The sequence below is a fragment of the Cernens ardua genome, assembly GCF_051251085.1.
Classification (GTDB): Bacteria; Pseudomonadota; Gammaproteobacteria; order Pseudomonadales; family Halomonadaceae; genus Cernens; species Cernens ardua.
Map to the genome: position 1 here is coordinate 209406 of NZ_JBPCZH010000001.1, position 18324 is coordinate 227729.

The 18324-nt window shown below is 50.8% G+C and carries 14 protein-coding genes and 1 riboswitch; of the genes, 7 read left to right on the forward strand and 7 right to left on the reverse strand.

Annotated features, from left to right (window positions below):
• Positions 1-573: 573 nt before the first annotated feature.
• From LMG33818_RS01065 to cobT, 7 genes are all read right to left on the reverse strand, one after another.
• The gene (locus LMG33818_RS01065; RefSeq protein WP_442321503.1) at positions 574-1089 is read right to left on the reverse strand and encodes a hypothetical protein; all 516 of its coding nucleotides are present in this window, start codon (positions 1087-1089) and stop codon (positions 574-576) included.
• A 233-nt stretch (positions 1090-1322) separates the two neighbouring features.
• Positions 1323-1982 carry a 5,6-dimethylbenzimidazole synthase gene (gene bluB / locus LMG33818_RS01070; RefSeq protein ID WP_442321504.1) on the reverse strand — a complete coding sequence of 220 codons (660 nt, stop codon included), beginning with the start codon at positions 1980-1982 and terminating at the stop codon, positions 1323-1325.
• 241 nt (positions 1983-2223) lie between these two features.
• Positions 2224-3171, reverse strand: coding sequence for an adenosylcobinamide-phosphate synthase CbiB (cbiB, locus tag LMG33818_RS01075; RefSeq protein ID WP_442321505.1), 948 nt, complete (start codon positions 3169-3171; stop codon positions 2224-2226).
• Positions 3165-3896: a histidine phosphatase family protein gene (locus LMG33818_RS01080; protein WP_442321506.1), complete on the reverse strand. Its 732-nt coding sequence runs from the start codon at positions 3894-3896 to the stop codon at positions 3165-3167. The genes cbiB and LMG33818_RS01080 overlap by 7 nt, the downstream gene beginning before the upstream one ends.
• Positions 3886-4413 carry a bifunctional adenosylcobinamide kinase/adenosylcobinamide-phosphate guanylyltransferase gene (gene cobU, locus LMG33818_RS01085; RefSeq protein ID WP_442321507.1) on the reverse strand — a complete coding sequence of 176 codons (528 nt, stop codon included), beginning with the start codon at positions 4411-4413 and terminating at the stop codon, positions 3886-3888. Before cobU ends, LMG33818_RS01080 begins: the two co-directional genes overlap by 11 nt.
• A gap of 127 nt (positions 4414-4540) precedes the next feature.
• A complete protein-coding gene (gene cobS / locus LMG33818_RS01090) occupies positions 4541-5338 on the reverse strand; it encodes an adenosylcobinamide-GDP ribazoletransferase (protein WP_442321508.1) in 798 nt (265 codons plus the stop codon).
• Entirely contained in the window at positions 5335-6549 is a 1215-nt protein-coding gene (cobT, locus tag LMG33818_RS01095; protein WP_442321509.1) for a nicotinate-nucleotide--dimethylbenzimidazole phosphoribosyltransferase, read from the reverse strand. The genes cobS and cobT overlap by 4 nt, the downstream gene beginning before the upstream one ends.
• 212 nt (positions 6550-6761) lie before the next feature.
• A riboswitch (cobalamin riboswitch) is annotated at positions 6762-7031 on the forward strand.
• 213 nt (positions 7032-7244) lie between these two features.
• Here cobT and LMG33818_RS01100 point away from each other — a divergent pair.
• The 7 genes from LMG33818_RS01100 to LMG33818_RS01130 all read left to right on the forward strand — a co-directional run bounded on the left by LMG33818_RS01100 (position 7245) and on the right by LMG33818_RS01130 (position 18296).
• Positions 7245-9593, forward strand: a complete 2349-nt coding sequence (locus tag LMG33818_RS01100; protein WP_442321510.1) for an AAA family ATPase — start codon at positions 7245-7247, stop codon at positions 9591-9593.
• Between the two features lie 160 nt (positions 9594-9753).
• Entirely contained in the window at positions 9754-10377 is a 624-nt protein-coding gene (cobO, locus tag LMG33818_RS01105) for a cob(I)yrinic acid a,c-diamide adenosyltransferase (RefSeq protein ID WP_442322159.1), read from the forward strand.
• Positions 10377-11768 carry a cobyrinic acid a,c-diamide synthase CobB gene (locus tag LMG33818_RS01110; protein WP_442321511.1) on the forward strand — a complete coding sequence of 464 codons (1392 nt, stop codon included), beginning with the start codon at positions 10377-10379 and terminating at the stop codon, positions 11766-11768. The genes cobO and LMG33818_RS01110 overlap by 1 nt, the downstream gene beginning before the upstream one ends.
• A 3-nt stretch (positions 11769-11771) precedes the next feature.
• Positions 11772-12266, forward strand: coding sequence for a cobalamin biosynthesis protein (locus LMG33818_RS01115; protein ID WP_442321512.1), 495 nt, complete (start codon positions 11772-11774; stop codon positions 12264-12266).
• Between the two features lie 120 nt (positions 12267-12386).
• Positions 12387-13460, forward strand: a complete 1074-nt coding sequence (cobW, locus tag LMG33818_RS01120; RefSeq protein WP_442321513.1) for a cobalamin biosynthesis protein CobW — start codon at positions 12387-12389, stop codon at positions 13458-13460.
• A 91-nt stretch (positions 13461-13551) separates the two neighbouring features.
• Positions 13552-17730, forward strand: coding sequence for a cobaltochelatase subunit CobN (gene cobN / locus LMG33818_RS01125; protein WP_442321514.1), 4179 nt, complete (start codon positions 13552-13554; stop codon positions 17728-17730).
• A gap of 104 nt (positions 17731-17834) precedes the next feature.
• Entirely contained in the window at positions 17835-18296 is a 462-nt protein-coding gene (locus tag LMG33818_RS01130) for a universal stress protein (RefSeq protein WP_442321515.1), read from the forward strand.
• Positions 18297-18324: the final 28 nt, after the last annotated feature.

The window sequence follows — 18324 nt, forward strand, 5'->3', positions numbered from 1 at the left end:
TTCAACGTATTGAATCAATGTGTTGATAACGGTTTGATAACAATTCAGGCTGAATAAAGCGAAGTAGCATGTTAACGAGGCATAGGCGCTCCTCTATTTATATATGTCGAGACAAATGAAGACTGTGAAGTACTCTGGTGTTGCCTGGACTTGAGACAATATGAGTAAGTGACAAGGAGCACATACTCGATGACAAGCTCGTGACGAGCACACTTGTATGCAAGCATCGGCGCGTAGAGAGTCTGCGTATTGGGCATTCTAGGTATGTTGGAGGGTAGTCAAGTGGTTAATGGATGTGCGGAGGTCGCAACAATTCGTTGCGTATGCCATAAGGGGGCATATTGATACGGGATAAGCAAGACGTTATGTTGGCAGAGTTTACAGGGAGTGCGGTTTAAACATCGCGTGTGTAGGACATTGGGAGATAGAGTGCAGGCATGTTCGTAAAGCCGCGGTAAATACAAGATGAGGGCGGGATATACCCACCCCCTGCAGGCTAAACGAAATCCTTTCGTAGTGGATATTCGACACCTCAGCTTCTGTCAAACAGGACTTTGTTACAGCCTGACTGCCTTACTGCCAGTTGATGGCATCCTTGATCTGCTGTGTGTTAAGCGCACGGGCAGAGAATGCTTGACCATCCGAAGAAGTCAGGGAATACGGGTTTGTGCCACGTAGGTAAGCTACCAGCACTTTATCACCATTGGTAGCGATTACCTGAGGCGCTGAATAGAGTGTAGTACCCGGTTTCTGCTGAAGTTGGGACAACTGATCCTGTGGGTAAACCGCCAACGCCAACAGTGCTTCAGGTTTACCGTCGGTGGGGGTGTAATTGAATACCACAACGTTTTCAGCATTCAGCTGCTGATCGTCCCAGTCCAATGTATCTTCCGGAGCCACATTGGATTGCCAAACGGTTGGGTATTTCAGTGTATAGCCTTCGGTAGAGTTCTGATAGGCAGTCACTTTTTGAGTTTGAGATAGGCCGGCTCCGTTGGGATCGTTAATGACCTGTGGGCTGCTACACCCGGCCATTACTGTTACTGAACCAGCCAAGGCTGCTGCCAAGACAATTTTACTGACGTTCATCACATTCTCCTGTGTGATCCGTGAAGTTCACGGTCATTCGTGAGTGCACCATTGCGCCATGGACGCTCGGCTTCCTTTCCACTATAGCCAATAAGTTGGAATTTGGCTGCAAACGCACATTGTTTACATAAATATAAAGAGTGACATAACTTAAGTTTACAGTAAATGTAGTCTACACCAGGTACACAGCAGATTTCGAATAAACCTGCGGCCAACTACAACGCATTGATTCGTTAGTCGTTATGCCACTTGTTTTCCATCATGATACCAGATAATCGGCGACGTTTATCCCACCCCTGAATTTCCAGTAATGGACGATCATCAAAACACTCCACATGCCCTATACAGAGTATAGCGATAGGTTCTACCCCTTCTGGTGCAGCTAACAATCTACGCAGGGCTTCTGGATCAAAAATAGAGACCCACCCCATTCCGATCCCTTCCGCCCGCGCCGCAAGCCACATGTTCTGGATGGCGCAGCTGACAGAGGCCAGATCCATGTGAGGCATACTACGACGGCCGAAAACATATTCTTCCCTTTTATGCGGTAATGCCACAATAATGATATCTGAACACTCGCGTATGCCCTCGACTTTCATTTTCATGAACGTTTCGCCGCGTTCTCCCAATGCTTCGGCTGTTTTCAGTCGTTCTTCATTCACCAATTCAATTAACGAGTCGCGGTATGACGGGTCTGTCATATGGATGAAACGCCATGGCTGCATATAACCGACACTGGGAGCATGATGAGCAGCATTGATAATTCGAACCAGTACATCAGGATTTACCTTGCCCGGCACGAAATGACGAGTATCCCGCCGCTCATGTATGGCTCTATAGACACCGCGGCGTTCTTCGTCAGTAAAATTTTGCTGTTTATCTGCCTGATCCACATTCACTGCCTTTAGCCTGATTTCTAGCTTTCACTTTGTATATTGCTTGATTCATGCCCTTCGACATTATTCGAAGCTGACCACTTGCATGCGTATATTGCGTGTGTGTTCGGTAAATATTTGCGGCACAACAGTTGTTTGAATGCATGCTCGTCATCAGGGGAATAGTAATTCCGAATTGAGCCAGACGCTGATTGATTTTTCTCATGCATGGATTAACGAGATTGCATGGACATTGCGTTCATTTGAAAATTGGCATTGCCACCATGAAAATCACCAGCAGGATCAGCCACAGAATCCCTGCCCGATTTACAAGTGTAATGGCACGCTTGATATCACTTGCCCTGGCGGACCGCCCTGCCCCTAATGTGCCTCTGTCTTGTGGAATGCCATGATAAATACCCACCCCTCCCAGCGTTAGCCCCAGGGCCGCGGCACCTGCTGCCATCACGGGGCCCGCATTGGGGCTTTTCCAGCGACGCCCTTGTTGCCAGGCGCACCTTAGCGCCATTTGAGCGCGAATCAGACTGCCACTTGCCATGGCATAACTCAGCACTGTTATGCGTGCCGGAATCCAATTGAGTAGATCATCAACACGGGCTGCCCACTTGCCAAATCCAAGATAACGCTCGTTTTTATAGCCCCACATGGCGTCCAGAGTATTCGATGCGCGGTACAGTACTACCCCGGGCAACCCCAGTATGGCAAACCAGAATAACGCAGCAAAAATGGCATCAGCACCGTTTTCCAACATGGATTCTGAAGCGGCATTGGCAATGCCGGTTTCATCGAGCGCCGAGACATCTCGACTCACAATCATGCGCAAAGCGTCTTTTGCCGCCTGCCGCTCACCCCGCTCCAATGGCTCTGCAACCCGTAACCCATGTTGAGCCAGGCTCTTCCACCCTATACAGGCATAAACAGTCACACCTCCAACCGGGACAAACCACCAATGATCCTGTAACGCCTGTTGTGCAAACGCCGCCAATACCAACCATGGAAGTACGCAGATTAGCCACGCAAACATACCTCGGAGGATGGGCCGATCAGGGCCATGGGTATGCTTTTCAACCTTATTGGCTATATGGCCGAAAAAGACGATGGGGTGGCATCGGCGTGGTTCACCAAGTAAGCCATCCAGCGCACAGCCCAACAAGAGGGCAAGCACAGGGAAAAACGGTGTTAGCATGGTACATGTTTCGCAGATGCATGAGCGTGCCCCAAGGGAGCACCGAAACCTTCCAGGGATGTCCATTGCGCAGGGCTATAACGTGCATCATGAGAGACTTTGAAAGAAGCGGTTTGAGCGTAATCCAAAGCCAACGCGGGCAAGAAACTTGTGGGTAGTGGGAATACGCCCAATTGTTCTGCTATCCATAGTTTGATGACGCCCGCATGCGTGATCACGAGGATACGTTCAGCATGATGGGATGTGATAGATGTCCAAGCCCTGTTAATACGCTCACGAAAATCATGCAGGGACTCGCCCTGCGGGGGGATTGCATTTTCAGGATCTGCCCAAAAGGCTGCCAAGGCATTCGGCGCTGTTTCATGTATGGACGCGATGGGTTTACCGTCCCATTCACCAAAATCCATTTCTGCCAAATCATCCAAAACGATCATGGGAACGTTCCATTGTTCGGATAAGGCTTGAGCACTGCTCTGACAACGTTGCAAAGGTGAAGTAAAAATGAGCTCAGGCGGTGTAAGGGTTTCTGCGCGCAATGCTATTTGACGGCGACCTGTATCACTCAAGGGGACATTCGTACGCCCCCTCAATATATCCCCTCTTTCACATGCCCCATGACGCAAGCATAGAATCTGTTGCACATGGGGGGAATCTGAAGATTTTCTATCAATATTCACCGCTGTGCTATTAGTGTTATCAATCTGAGGCTGGACATTATCTACCATAAGTGGGCTCTCCCTTGAGGCATTGGGGTAACCCGGCAACGACCCACCAAACACGTTGTGCGTCCCGAGCAATGGCCTGATGTAGCCAGCCTGCTTCATCAATAAATCGGCGGCTTAGTGCATTGTCGGGAACGACGCCCTGCCCGACTTCATTACTGACCAGTACCACGCGCCCGGTTACATTGTTAAGTACGTCGAGGAGTGCCGCACGTTTGTCTTCCACTGTTTCCGGGTCGGCCATTAATTGATTGGTTAACCATAACGTTAGACAGTCCACCAGAATCAGCTTGCCAGGATGATCCAGAGCTTCGATGGCTTCAGCCAACAGCAAGGGGCACTCATGAATATGCCATTCTGCGCTACGTTGCTGTTGGTGACGTTCAATACGGGCTTTCATTTCATCGTCCCAGGCCTCAGCTGTGGCAATGTAGTGCAGCTCCAATCCACTTTCATGAGCAAGTGACTCCGCATGACGGCTTTTTCCCGAGCGTGCACCGCCCAAAACCAGCTCAAACATAAAGACGTACATTCCCTCTCGCCAGCCGATGGCTCGGCTGGGCTGATATTCATCGCATTATTTTATCGGGCTGTATTATTTAGCCGTAAGATGGATCTGACCTGTTTGGTGGACAAGTCTAACCCATTCAGGTGGCGTATAACTGAAACCAGACATAAATCATCAAATAACAGATTATTTCAGTGAGTTGTTGAGTCGCTCCTAACGTATCACCGGTATACCCTCCCAACCGTTGTAAAAACCAACGGCGCAGATAAATCACGGTGACCAGCGTTCCTATCAGACACAAAATACCTGCCCCCGGGCCGGAGGCAGCAATGGCAATGACAACAGCAGTCAGGGTAAAAATCAGAATATCCCTGGCAGCCGGTTTATCCTTGAACGCCTGCATTTTACTGTCATCTATTCGTGCATAGGGAAGCAATGCCTGCATCAGAGGCGCAGCAAAGCGACTCATTGCACCGGCCGCAATCAAACCGATTTGAACGCCATCTACGAAGTCCGTCAGTGCAAGCAGTGCACAAAAACGGATGAGTAGGCTGGCGCTAATGGCAAGGCCGCCATAGCTGCCCAGCCGTGAATCTTTCATGATTTCCAGACGCTTTTCGATGGTAAAGCCACCACCAATGCCATCCATGGTGTCAGCAAGCCCATCTTCGTGGAAACCACCGGTCAGAATGATCCCCAGGGCAAGCGTCAACGAAATGCTTAGGAAGAGGGGAAAAATCCAGCTACAAACGCTAAAAAACAGGGCCAGTAATACACCGATCAAGGCGCCTGCCAAAGGAAAGTAGCGGCGGCATGATTGCAATTCATCGTGGGATGGCGACTGCGCGGGTACTTTCAGGCGTGTTAGAAATGATACCGCCAATAAAAACAGCCGCCATTGGTCTTTCAGTTCACTTGTCCAGTGGTGAGAATTCATAGTGAAATGCCTGCCTGTGTAAAACTGGCCATATCGTTGTAACAGGCCAGAGAAGAGCGCAACAGAGGGACCGCCAGTACAGCGCCCGTCCCTTCACCTATACGTAGTCCAAGGGTCATCAAGGGGCGTGCCTTAAGCCATTCAAGTAACAGAGCATGCCCCTGCTCATCACTTTGATGACTGAAAATCAGATAATCGCGGACCTCGGGCACAAGCGTACATGCCAACAAGGCACATACGGATGAGACGAAGCCATCGATGACAATAGGCACCTGATGCTCAGCGGCGCCGATCATGGCGCCTGCCATTGTCACCAGTTCAAAGCCCCCGATATGTGCGGCAATTTTCAACGGATGTTGCTCTCGGCTTGACCCTATACGCGCCAGAGCGGCTTCCAACAATTGCTTCTTGTATTGTAAAGCAGCCTCAGAGACTCCCGTGCCGCGGCCGACACACTGCCCGATATCCAGCCCTGTCAACTCTGCCATAAGCGCTGCCGCGGCAGATGTGTTGCCGATGCCGATTTCACCGACACAGAGTAGGTCCATTCCTGCCAGACAGCGTCTATGAGCCAGTGAACGTCCGTTTTCCAATCCTTGACACGCCTGCTCTAATGACATCGCATCGTCACGATGAATCGCTCCGGTGATATTCCCAAGTCGACAGTCGATCAGCTGTTTACCAGTCGATTCACTTATTGTTCCGATATGAAGGATTCCGCAGTCGACAACCTCTAGAGGGATATCTGCCTGTGCTGCGCAAACACTGACAGACGCACCGCCAGAAACAATGGTTTCAACCATCTGAGCTGTCACTTCACTGGATGCAATCGAAACACCCTCTGCCGCGATACCATGATCTCCACCAAATATAAGTACTTGTGGCGCATTGAGAAAATTACCGGCTGGACGGGTCTGGATTGTGGCTTCTTCCGTTGATTTTGCATTGACCGCGTGTGCTCTGGCAAAAGCGCATGAGACCAACAGAGCGGCCAAAGGCTCAAGAACGCCCAATGCACCGGGGGGCTTGGTCTTGTGATCAATAATATGCCAAATTTGGGCGCGCTCTTTCTCCGGGACAAGGGTTGCCAGGGGAAGCACGCGGTGTTCAATCCGGCCTTTTACTCCCTTGCCTGTTCTTTCAGCAGAACATCCGTGTACCTCATCGGGCGTTTTTTTAAGATGTTCATGTATAGAGGTATTGGACGACATGCTGAAAACTCACCGAGTAGTGTGGAAGATGCAACCAGAACTTGGGGAAAATGGCCGATGCCTAGAAGGATAACGTCTGAAATGTCGGGAACATGAATACAATGTTTGACAACAGGAACCTTCAGGAACGCTATGATCCTCATGTTGACGAATAATAGCAATCGGACTTTTTGCATAAGCAGGATTGACGCCACTCTTTCATTCCCCCTACGATACTCCTTTAGCTTCAGGGTGCCCTCACCTCGTGTTCATTGGCATGTACGGCTGAGGGATAATCGGGAAAGTGATGAAAATTCACTACTGTCCCCGCAACGGTAATCGAGTGCGCAACACTAAACCACTGTGACGCATTGTGCGATCTGGTTTTACCCTTTCTGGTGGATACACCAGGATCGACTTCGCTAATGCACATGGGAAGGGGTGTTGAGCTGGGCTTGACCCGCCTCGTAAGTCCGGAGACCGGCCCTGATCCGAATTTATGTGTCAACGCACGGGCCGATGCGTGATGCACACATGTTGCCTTGGAATATTCGTCGATTCCTGCCCTGCCGGACGCATTTAGCGTAAAGCATGGCATACATCGACGTGCGTTGGGGTGCGCCTGCAAACATCCGCGATGCTACCCGAGGTTGACCTGTCTGCGTTGTATCTGGCTCTGCCTTGACTAATTTATCAAGGTGGTGGTGATCAACCCCATGAGCCAGCTTCCTACGTCCTCGCCAGATGGCGTCCGTTCCGTATCTGCTTCGGCTATGCGTTATCCCTTTGTGGCCGTTGTTGGGCAGCGACTTTTGAAACAGGCCCTGATCCTGGCAACGATTGATCCACGCCTGGGGGGCGTGTTGATACAGGGCCCCCGAGGGATCGCCAAAACGACGCTTTCTCGTGGTTTGGCTGATCTTCTTCCTGATGCATCCGTCTCCGGGGATAGCCCCGCATTTGTTGAACTCCCCCTTGGTACAACGGTTGACCGCCTGACAGGCTCCATTGATCTTCAACAGGTTCTAAAACATCAGAAAGTCGCCTTCACCCCCGGCCTTTTTCACAAAGCCCATGAAGGCGTACTTTATATCGACGAAGTGAACCTTCTAGACGATACCCTGGTCGATTTATTGCTCGATGTAGCGGCGCATGGCGTGAACCGTGTTGAGCGTGAGGGGATAAGTCATGAACACGCTGCCCGCTTTGTTCTGATCGGTACAATGAATCCGGACGAGGGTGAGCTGCGACCACAGTTGAGTGACCGCTTTGGCCTTTCCGTCACGCTTGAGAGCCACATATCCATTGATGAACGGCTGGATATCGTTCAGCAGCGTATGGATTTCGATCAGGATCCCGAAGGCTTTATCGCCCGCCATCAGCCAAGCACACGTCAATTGAAAGAACGCATCTCCAGGGCACTTGATCGCGTGCCCACGCTGACAATCAACAAAACATTGCAACGGGAGATTGCACGTCGTGCCATGAATGCTGGCGTGGAAGGCATTCGTGCGGATATTGCCTGGCGCCGAGCGGCATTGGCGCATGCCGCTTTTGACGAACAAAATGAAGTCACCCTCGCGGATGTCGATGCCGTAGAGCCTCTGGTGCTTGGGCATCGTGCTGGTCGTCTTCCGCCCTCCTCTCCTTCCAGTGATGGTCAACATAGAGAGCGACATTCATCTGGTCGTGAAGAATCGGCCACGGGTTCAAAACACGATGCCTTATCGACAGAGTCTCATGCGAGCAGCGCTGATCAAAATGATGCGCACAGGATGTCTGCAACGACTTCTACAGAGACTGACACGCGCCAAGGGCATGAAAATACGCCCTCCAAAACGCAAAGTTCGTTGCTCTCTTCTTCATACAGAAGGACTCAACAAGGCAGGGATTTACGAGAAAAGCGCTCGCAGACACATTCATCTCTATCTGAAGCGACAACATCCAGAGCTATATCACCCAGAACGGCAGTAGATGGAAGAAATCAGCGCACAACATACGCTGATACTTCACAACACACTATTGATACCGACCAAACGGTAAATTCTCAACCATCACGGCCACCAGCGCATGCTGATAGTACCCTACAGCAGCCTACACATGATGGGGACGCCTCATTGCCTTCTTCATCCTCTACTGGTTCTGAATATGGACAACAGGGTGAAGGCGCTCATTTGACTGCCGACACCCGCTCACAACATTCACCAACAGGCGTGAATACTGATAATTCACCTACTCCGGCCGGTGTCATTCACCTGCGTAATTTCCAGCCAAATAAAGACGGGCTTATAAATCAGCGTAATGGACAATCCTTGTCTGCCATGAGGTTTTCTTCCCTTTCATTGCGTCCTCAGGGGGCAGGCAAGGCAAAACGCCGTATCGAATCAACCATTAAAGCAGTACAGGCAATGCAGATTGACTGGTTTGCCACGTTGAGTGATCGCCGAAATCACACTTTTCAGGCAAATAGGGCTAAAGAAAATGCGTCAGCGTCCGATATATCTATCGACCGTTTTTCGTATCGAAACCAACCTTTGAGAATGCCCTTTATGACGCTAGTGATGTTGGATATTTCTGCTTCAACCCTGAGCCGTTCAGCCATTGATCTTGCAGCACAGGCAGTATTGCGTATCGCTGATGAATCAAGGCGTTTGGGCCATCAATTTGCCCTTTTGGTGTTTGGTAGAGGGGGATGTCGTTGGATATGCCGTGCACGGCGTGTGCCTGCAGAATTGCGTGCCTACCTGAAACAACAAAGAGTGGGCGGGGGTACCCCATTGGCAGAGGCCTTGCAATTGGGACGCCGGTTTCTTCATCAACGGCAACAACAATGTAAAGGGTTAGAGAGCCACAGCTGGCTGATTACCGATGGGCGTGCAGCCAGTGCTCCCGATGCCCCCCCATGGCCTGCCACACTGGACATTATTGACACTGAGCGAGGCAGGGTTCGACTGGGAAGAGCCAATAGGTGGGCTACGCAATTGGGGGCACGTTGTTGCCCACTGGAGCAATTCATGACATCAAGCCACGGTACGATGCAACACGTACGATGCAACACGTACTAGGCAACACGGCACGGCTGACATCCACTGCCGTACTGGATACATAGGAGTGTGACGCCTGCGCTACTCAGGGAGACACCTCCCTTGCTAGCTGGCACGGATGCCTCGGGCATTCCCTCCTTTTTCTAATAGGAATATGACCATGACGACGATTGATTCGCCTATGGAGGCTGCCATTAAAACCGGATCGGCAGCAGAAGATGAACGCTACCAGCGGCGTATGCAGGCTAAAAAGCGTGTCGTCGATGAGCGTATTGCCCATGCCCAGCAAGAACGTGGGGTACTGATTCTGTTGAAAGGTAATGGCAAGGGCAAAAGCAGCTCTGCTTTCGGCACATTGGCAAGAACGCTGGGTCATGGTCAGCGCGCTGGCATTATTCAATTTATCAAAGGGCGCCGAGAGACAGGTGAACATCTTTTTTTCGCCGAACACCCTCGCGTGGATTTCCATGTGATGGGCCATGGCTTTAGCTGGGAAACACAGGACAAAGTCAAGGACCGTACCGCAGCTCGTGAGGCGTGGGCCATCGCAGAAAAACTGTTGTCGGACCCCGCTTATCATTTATTGGTATTCGATGAGCTCTCCTACATGTTGAAGTACGGGCACTTGACGCCCTCAGAGGTGGTCACTGCTCTACAGGCTCGCCCTTCACATCAAAATGTCATTATTACCGGCCGAACAATGGATACTGCATTGACCGACATCGCCGATACCATCAGTCACGTTCATGATGAAAGGCATGCCTTTCGCCAAGGGGTGAAAGCACAGGCAGGCATTGAATTCTGATGAATCAGCCTTGTTATTGTCCCGCGCTATTTATCTCTGCGCCTGCATCGGGTCAGGGAAAGACGACCGTGACCGCGGCATTGGCCCGTTACCATACTGATCAAGGGCGTACTGTTCGTGTTTTCAAGATCGGGCCCGATTATCTGGACCCGTTGATTCTCCAACATGCCTCTGGATCGGAAGTCGAGCCACTGGACTTATGGATGATGGGAGAATCCGGTTGTCGCGAGGCTCTCTATAATGCTGCGCAACAGGCTGATCTGATATTGATTGAAGGCGCCATGGGCCTGTTCGATGGAACGCCCAGCAGTGCCGATGTGGCGATACGGTTCGGCATACCGGTCGTTGCTGTTATCAATGTGAAAGGAATGGCACAAAGCGTGGCCGCCCTCGCCTATGGGCTTACTCATTTCTGTGACGATATTGATATTGCCGGTGTGGTAGCCAATCAGACAGGGAGTCCCCGCCATGCTGCCTTGATCGAAGCGGCCCTTTCCGGGGAGGCTCCTCTGCTGGCCACCCTTCCCAGAGAAGACTCTTTGGCACTACCTGCACGGCACCTGGGGCTGATACCTCCGGATGAAGCACATTCGTTGGATGCTCAGATAGAGGCAGCATCTGCATTACTGGCAAATTCGCCATTGGCTGAACTTCCGGGCGTTGTTCCCTTTTATGCCAGTGACATGGCTGAGCCGATTCCTCCTCTGCTTGAAGGGACACGTATAGCGATTGCGCGTGATGCAGCCTTTAGCTTTATCTATCCTGCCAATATCCGCTTATTGGAAAAGATGAGGGCAACACTGCGCTATTTTTCACCTCTGAAAGATACTCAGTTACCGGAAGCTGACGCATTGTGGTTTCCCGGGGGATATCCCGAGTTATACCTTGATGTTTTGGCGGCAAATAAGGCATTGGCAGCCGAGATACATCGCTTTCACCAGTCTGGTAAGCCGATATTGGCGGAATGTGGAGGAATGCTGTATCTACTTGAATCATTGACCAGTCTGGATGGAAAAAAATACCCAATGTTGAACCTGATACAAGGGTATGGGGAGATGCATACTCGCTCCGGGTGTCAGGGGATGCAAAGTGCACCGTTACCCGAAGGTGTCATTCGTGGACATGCACACCATCGTTCACGCAGTTTTGCGATGCCAGCACCTATCGCCTATGGTCAGCGCCCCTCACACCCAGCCCCCGGTGAGGAAATCTATCGGGAAGGAAAAGTGACCGCCAGCTATATCCACCTGTTCTTTCCATCGAATCCCTATGCAGTCGCTCGGCTTTTCAGTTACGTCGATGAGCCGTTAACAAAACCGTCCACAGCGCTAAAAACGGCAACGATTATCACCAATAGTTCCCGTGAGGACTGTGATGATGGGCGGAATTGAAGCATGAGTATTATCGCCACCAAAGGTTTCGAGCGAGAGAGCCCAACAGCGTGTGTGTATGCCGTGGGAGTTGGCTTTAGACGTGCTTGTCCAATGGATGAAATGTGTCGGCTCATCGAGGAAGCATTAGCAGAACTACATTTGCAACCTGCTGACATTGCCTGTGTAGCAACCAGTAGCCACAAGGCAGATTCCCCACTGATAAGCGACGTTACTCGTCATTTTGGGTGGATGCCCCGTTTCTTCAGCCAAAAGGTATTGGCTGAATTCAGTGAAAGAAAAGTTGCCTATCTGAGTCATTACTCATCCACGGCATTGGCGTATGTGGGGGCAGCCAGTATCGCTGAGAGCGCCGCCCTGCTGGCAGTATCCGCAGAATACAGTGCGCGTAACGGGCGTGATCAGCCCTCCTTTGCTGATGAAGAGTTAACGCTGCCTTTGCAGCGTTCGCCCCATGCCACATTAGCGATCGCAAAGGCACGTGTTATGACCGAATGAAAGATCCGTCAATTCATGCGCATAACGATCAGGTATTCGTTCAGACAGGGTGCGTTTATTGCACTCAGTCATGTATTTACAAGTACTCCCATTCATCATTTCACCTACAGGTCTTAGAACATGCCAACAACGACACTTTCCAAAATTCCTGCCACAGTCATTACAGGCTTTCTAGGCAGCGGCAAAACCACATTGATGTCTAACCTTTTGCAGAATGCCAATGGCAAGCGTATCGCCGTTATTGTGAATGAGTTCGGTGAATTGGACGTGGATGCAGAACTTTTGCGCAACTGTGGGCACTGTGACCTTGACCATGGTGGGCAGAATGGTATTTACGAATTGGCTAATGGCTGTATTTGTTGCACCGTTGAGGAAGAGTTTTTGCCCGTGATGTTGGAACTGGTAAAACGTCGGGATGAAATCGATCATATTCTGATCGAAACCTCCGGGTTGGCGTTGCCCAAGCCCTTGGTACAAGCCTTCAATTGGCCTGAAATAAAACGCTGGTGCACAGTGGATGCCGTTATTACCGTAGTGGACGGCGCAGCATTGAGCGAAGGCAAGGTCGCCCACAATGAAAGTAATATTGAAGCTCAGCGGCGAGCGGATGATAGTCTTGATCATGATCCAACCTTGGCAGAATTGTTGGAGGATCAGTTGGATTCTGCCGATTTGGTCGTTGTCAGCAAGAGTGATCTCCTCTCCGAAGAGCAGAAAGAACATGTACGTCAACGTGTACAAGGGCACCTTTCTCCCCGCGTAAAACTTCTCTTCCTTGAAAACGGTGACTGTGATCCTGCTACGCTTACCGGCCTTGGGCTGGAAGCCGAGGCGCGTATCGAAAATGTGCATACCCACCATGATGATCATCACGCAGAGGGGCGCGAACACCATCATGCTCATGATGACTTTGATGGTGTTGTTGTTCGGTTGGGGCAAGTGAATCCCGAACAGCTCAACAAACAGCTGACTCACCTGCTGGAGACTCACAATATCTATCGTATCAAAGGGTTTGTTGATACAGGAAAGCCGATGCGCATGGTGGTCCATTGCGTGGGCAAACGATTGGACCATTACTTTGACCGCCCCTGGAAAACCGATGAAGCGCGTTTGACACGTCTTGTCCTGATTGGCCGTGACCTTGATCAAGCGGAGATCGAATCAAGCCTTGCTCATGCGGTCATCGACTCGTAAACACGGCTCATAAACACGATTCGTGAATATCTAAGATTCGTGAATATCTAGGCAACGTTTCACTTGGCACCCTACCGATTCGGATACTGATATGCACTTGTTTGCTGCTCAACCCGGAGGTTTCAATGATGCAGAAGGCATTATTGACCTTGACCAGAAACCGGCTCGACTGGTCGTTCTGTCAGCAGCAGATAGTGTATTGTCTTTGCTGGCTGCCCGCGCAGATCGGTTAGCGAGCCATTATCCCTCGTTGTGCCTGGCAAACTGGCTGAATTTGAAAAAGCCGGCGGCCTTTGACCTATACGCAGATAAAGTGCTTGAGCGCTCTTCTGATAATGCGCCCAACGGTGTCGAAGTTGTTGTCCTTTCACTCCTGGGCGGTGCCAGTTATTGGCGATATGGGCTGGATCAGCTGAAAGCATGGGCCAACGAAGATGCGAAACGCACGCTGATTGTTGTTCCCGGAGAAGATTATGCGGACCCTGAGCTGCTTGCCTCTGGCACTGTCAATATAGAAGTAGCCACACGAGTGTGGCGCTATTTGCGAGAGGGAGGAGCACAAAATGCAGATGCTTTCTTTGATTATCTAAATCATCATTTTCTTGAAAAAGAAGCATCGAAATGCAATGGCTCTACGCCATTACCTGCTCCCGAGCCTCTACCACGAAGTGCACTTTATCACCCGGATGAAGGGCTTCTTCCGCTTTCCGATTGGCAACGCTTTATTGATTCGACAGCCAGGCCTACCGTAGTGCTGACGCTTTACCGCAGTCATGTTCAATCTGCTAATACAGGGATGTTTGATGCACTGATTCTTCAGATACAGGCGTCAGGGCTGAACGTGTTACCCTTGACCGTTGCTTCGCTAAAAGAAGCACCCTGCCTGAAGGCACTCAATCGGTTACTGATACACAGTGATGCTGCGTTGGTGTTGAATACGACGGGCTTTGCGATAGCCACTCACTTGAACGCCAGTGATGCTACCTCGCCGACAGAGCAGCCTCCCCTATTGGCTCGACCGGTTCCCGTCCTTCAACTGATTCTTGCCAGTACAACCCATGAACAATGGGTTCAGGATACACAAGGGCTGCGTGCGCGTGATATAGCCATGCAGGTCAGCTTGCCTGAGGTGGACGGTCGCATCACAACCCGTGCCATTGCGTTCAAGACTCAGGCACAGCAGCATTCACGCAGTCAATTCGATAGCATTTGTTTCGAACTGGATAGCGAAAGAGCTACGTATGTCATCCAATTGGCGCATGCGTGGATTCGCCTTGCCCGCCTGTCCAATGATCAAAAACATATTGCACTGGTGCTTGCCAACTATCCATCCAGTGAGGCCCGTATCGGCAATGGCGTAGGGTTGGATACACCTGCATCGGTGTTCAATATCCTGCATTGGCTAAAGGAGGCAGGCTATCAGTGTGAAGATATACAGGGGGAGCTACCCGCTAGCCCCACGGCCTTGATGGAACAGTTACGCAACGTGCATGCTCATGCTCTTCAGGGCGGGCGAGCGTTTGTGGAAAGTGATGACCATTCTGAGCTTGCGACGAATGAAAACGACAGGGACGGAAATGCCTCCAGCAAGGCTCCATCTATGTGGTTGGATCGAGTAACTTATGACGCCTTCTTTTATACCTTGCCAACGGATATTCAGTCAGCATTAACCACCCGTTGGGGGCCGCCCGAGGAAGACCCTTCATACAATATCGAGAAGAGTGCCTTCGCTCTCAGCCTGATGACTCTGGGTAGTGTTGTGGTGGGGGTACAGCCCGCGCGTGGATACGATATTGATCAGCAAGCGCTTTATCATGATCCCGATCTCATTCCACCCCACGGGTATTTGGCTTTTTATTTATGGTTGCGTAAAAGCTTTTGCATGGATGCGGTCATTCATGTGGGCAAACATGGCAATCAGGAGTGGCTTCCAGGTAAAGGACTGGCCCTCTCAAATCATTGCTGGCCTGAAATAGCTTTAGGTCCTACCCCTAATATTTATCCGTTTATTGTGAATGATCCCGGGGAAGGCGCACAGGCAAAACGTCGAGCACAGGCTGTGATTATCGATCATCTTATGCCACCCATGGCCCGTGCTGAGCTCTATGGTGAACTGGCTGAACTGGAAGAGCTCGCTGACGAACTGTATCAGGCGCTTGGTGTAGATCCTGTTCGTGAAAAACGATTACGCGTTCTGATAGCACAGAAACTGCGCGAATCCGGCCTGATCAATGAACTTGCCGTGAATAATCAGGCTACTGAACAACAGCTGATTGATGAACTGGATACTTACTTGTGTGATATCAAGGAAGCCTCCATTCGCAATGGCTTGCATACATTGGGTTCTCTTCCAAAAGAAGAAAAACTGCATGAGACACTGCTCTCCCTTTTGCGGTTACCGCGGGGGGAAGGCGCGACGGAACAGGGGCTGCTTCATGCGCTGGCGGCCGATCTGAAATTACCGTCAGAATACGACCCTCTCGCAATTCCTAACGGGTTATGGCAGGAATGTCGCCCCGTTTTACTACAACAGGTGATGACCACTCCGTGGGTGACAACGGGCGATACACGCGAACGACTTGAGGCCCTCGCCCTACAATTGATCCGCTCCTCATTTCCTGATCATGGACAGACAGAAAATAAGCGCACTTTGAATTCATTATTTGCGCCTTTATTGCCACAATCGTTGTTATCTGAAACACGGGAAAAATCGGCGGCATCCATCGGTATCCACGTGAGACCAAGTGATCTTCGCTACGAATACATCCGCGAGGACGCATCTCTTTCAAACACTTCACCGGACAAGGCTGGGAGCAATAAATCAGGGATCGACCCGGTACCGACATTCAACTCTGAAGATGGAGCATTTCAACTCAATTTCCCAAGAACATATCAGGTATTGACCTTTGCACGAGATGCCCTCTTTCCGGCACTCAACTACAGTGCGAAGAATGAGCAAAGCATGCTGTTAAATGCACTGGCGGGATTGTTTGTACCTCCCGGGGCCAGCGGTGCACCTACACGTGGACGTCTGGATGTGTTACCCACCGGACGCAATTTTTATTCGGTAGACAGCCGTGCGATTCCGTCCAAAACCGCCTGGGCACTTGGACAGCAGTCAGCGGATGCCCTGATTGAACGATATTTGCAGGAACAGGGTGACTATCCACGGCATCTGGGGCTCTCCGTATGGGGAACGGCTACGATGCGCACGGGGGGAGATGATATCGCACAGGCCATGGCGCTCATGGGCATCGAACCTGTCTGGGCTGCCGGGAGCCAACGCCTCGTGGATTTTAAAATTATTCCAGCCTTTCAACTTGGGCGCCCCCGGGTAGATGTAACACTACGTGTTTCGGGACTCTTTCGTGATGCATTCCCAAATGTAATAGCATTGCTGGATGCTGCCGTGCTCAAACTGGCCGAGTATGACGAACCCGGGGATGGTAATACTATTCGGCAAACAGTGATGATAGACGCAGAACGTTTCAGGACACAGGGTGATACCCCAGAAAACGCATGGCGCAGGGCTTGCTATCGTATATTCGGTGCCAAACCCGGCGCTTACGGTGCCGGTGTTCAGGGGGTACTTGATAGTGGTCAATGGTCATCCAAAGCGGAATTGGGCGGAGCCTATGTCCAATGGGGCGGCTATGTCTATGGGCAGCAGCTGGACGGAGATGCCATTGAACGGGCCGACTTTGTCGCATTTGAGCAACGCCTTTCTGCCCTTCAAGTGGTATTGCAGAATCAGGACAACCGTGAACATGATATTCTGGACTCATCCGACTACAGCGCATTTCACGGTGGAATGACTGCTGCCACAGAAGCCCTGTCCGGAACAATACCGTCGCTTTATTTCGGTGATCACGCGAATCCGATGCATCCCCGTATCCGATCACTGAAAGAAGAGTTCAACCGCGTACTGCGCTCACGATTACTGAACCCGAAATGGCAATCTGCCATGCGTGAACATGGCTATAAAGGCGCATCTGAAATGGCCGCCAGCGTAGATAACCTGTTTGCATTCGATGCTACCAGTGGCATTGTTGACGATTATCAATATACCCAAGTCTATGCTTCTTTCCTTGAAGATCCGCTGAATAGCGACTTCTTTGCCGACCATAACCCCGGCGCCCAGCGGGAGATTACCGAACGTTTGCTGGAAGCGATACAGCGTGATCTATGGGGTGCAGATCATGCTCAACGTCAACGATTGGAAGAGAGGCTATTAGCATTGGAGGCCCAGAGAGAATCCAGTGGGGAATGAGAGCTTGCAAGCAACACCTACTCACCCACTATCGCCTAACGGCTGACTGATTTATTCTACCCTTTTGTTACTGGTATTCTCTTTGAATTAGTGGAGCTAGTTGTATGTCTCGTCAAATCGTCGTGGCTGTTGATCTTGAAGCACACTTTGCTACAGCGCTGGTCACCTATGCTCAGAATTTCGCCAATACCATGGGAGATACGCTGAACGTTCTTTATGTTATCGAACCAAAGGGTACAGGCGGCTTTTTCAGCTTTAAAAACAGTGCGAAGGGCGAGTCCAAGACACCAGATGAAATAGCAGCCCTCACCGAAGAATATCTGGCACAGCTGAACAATGCCTTGCCGATTCCCCTTGAGAAGGAACGTCTTCATATCCGCGAAGGTCATATTGCCGATACCATCAATGCTGATATTGAAGAGTTGCAAGCGGAATTATTGGTTATTGGCGCAGAATCGCGCACTTCACTACAGCAATTGCTGGACAGAAAAGGGACTAGCCAACTTACTCGGCTGGCCGATTGTAATGTACTCGTTGTCGGCAAGGAACACCTCGGGTTGGCATGATCGCGAGATAACAGGGAAACCCGCATCT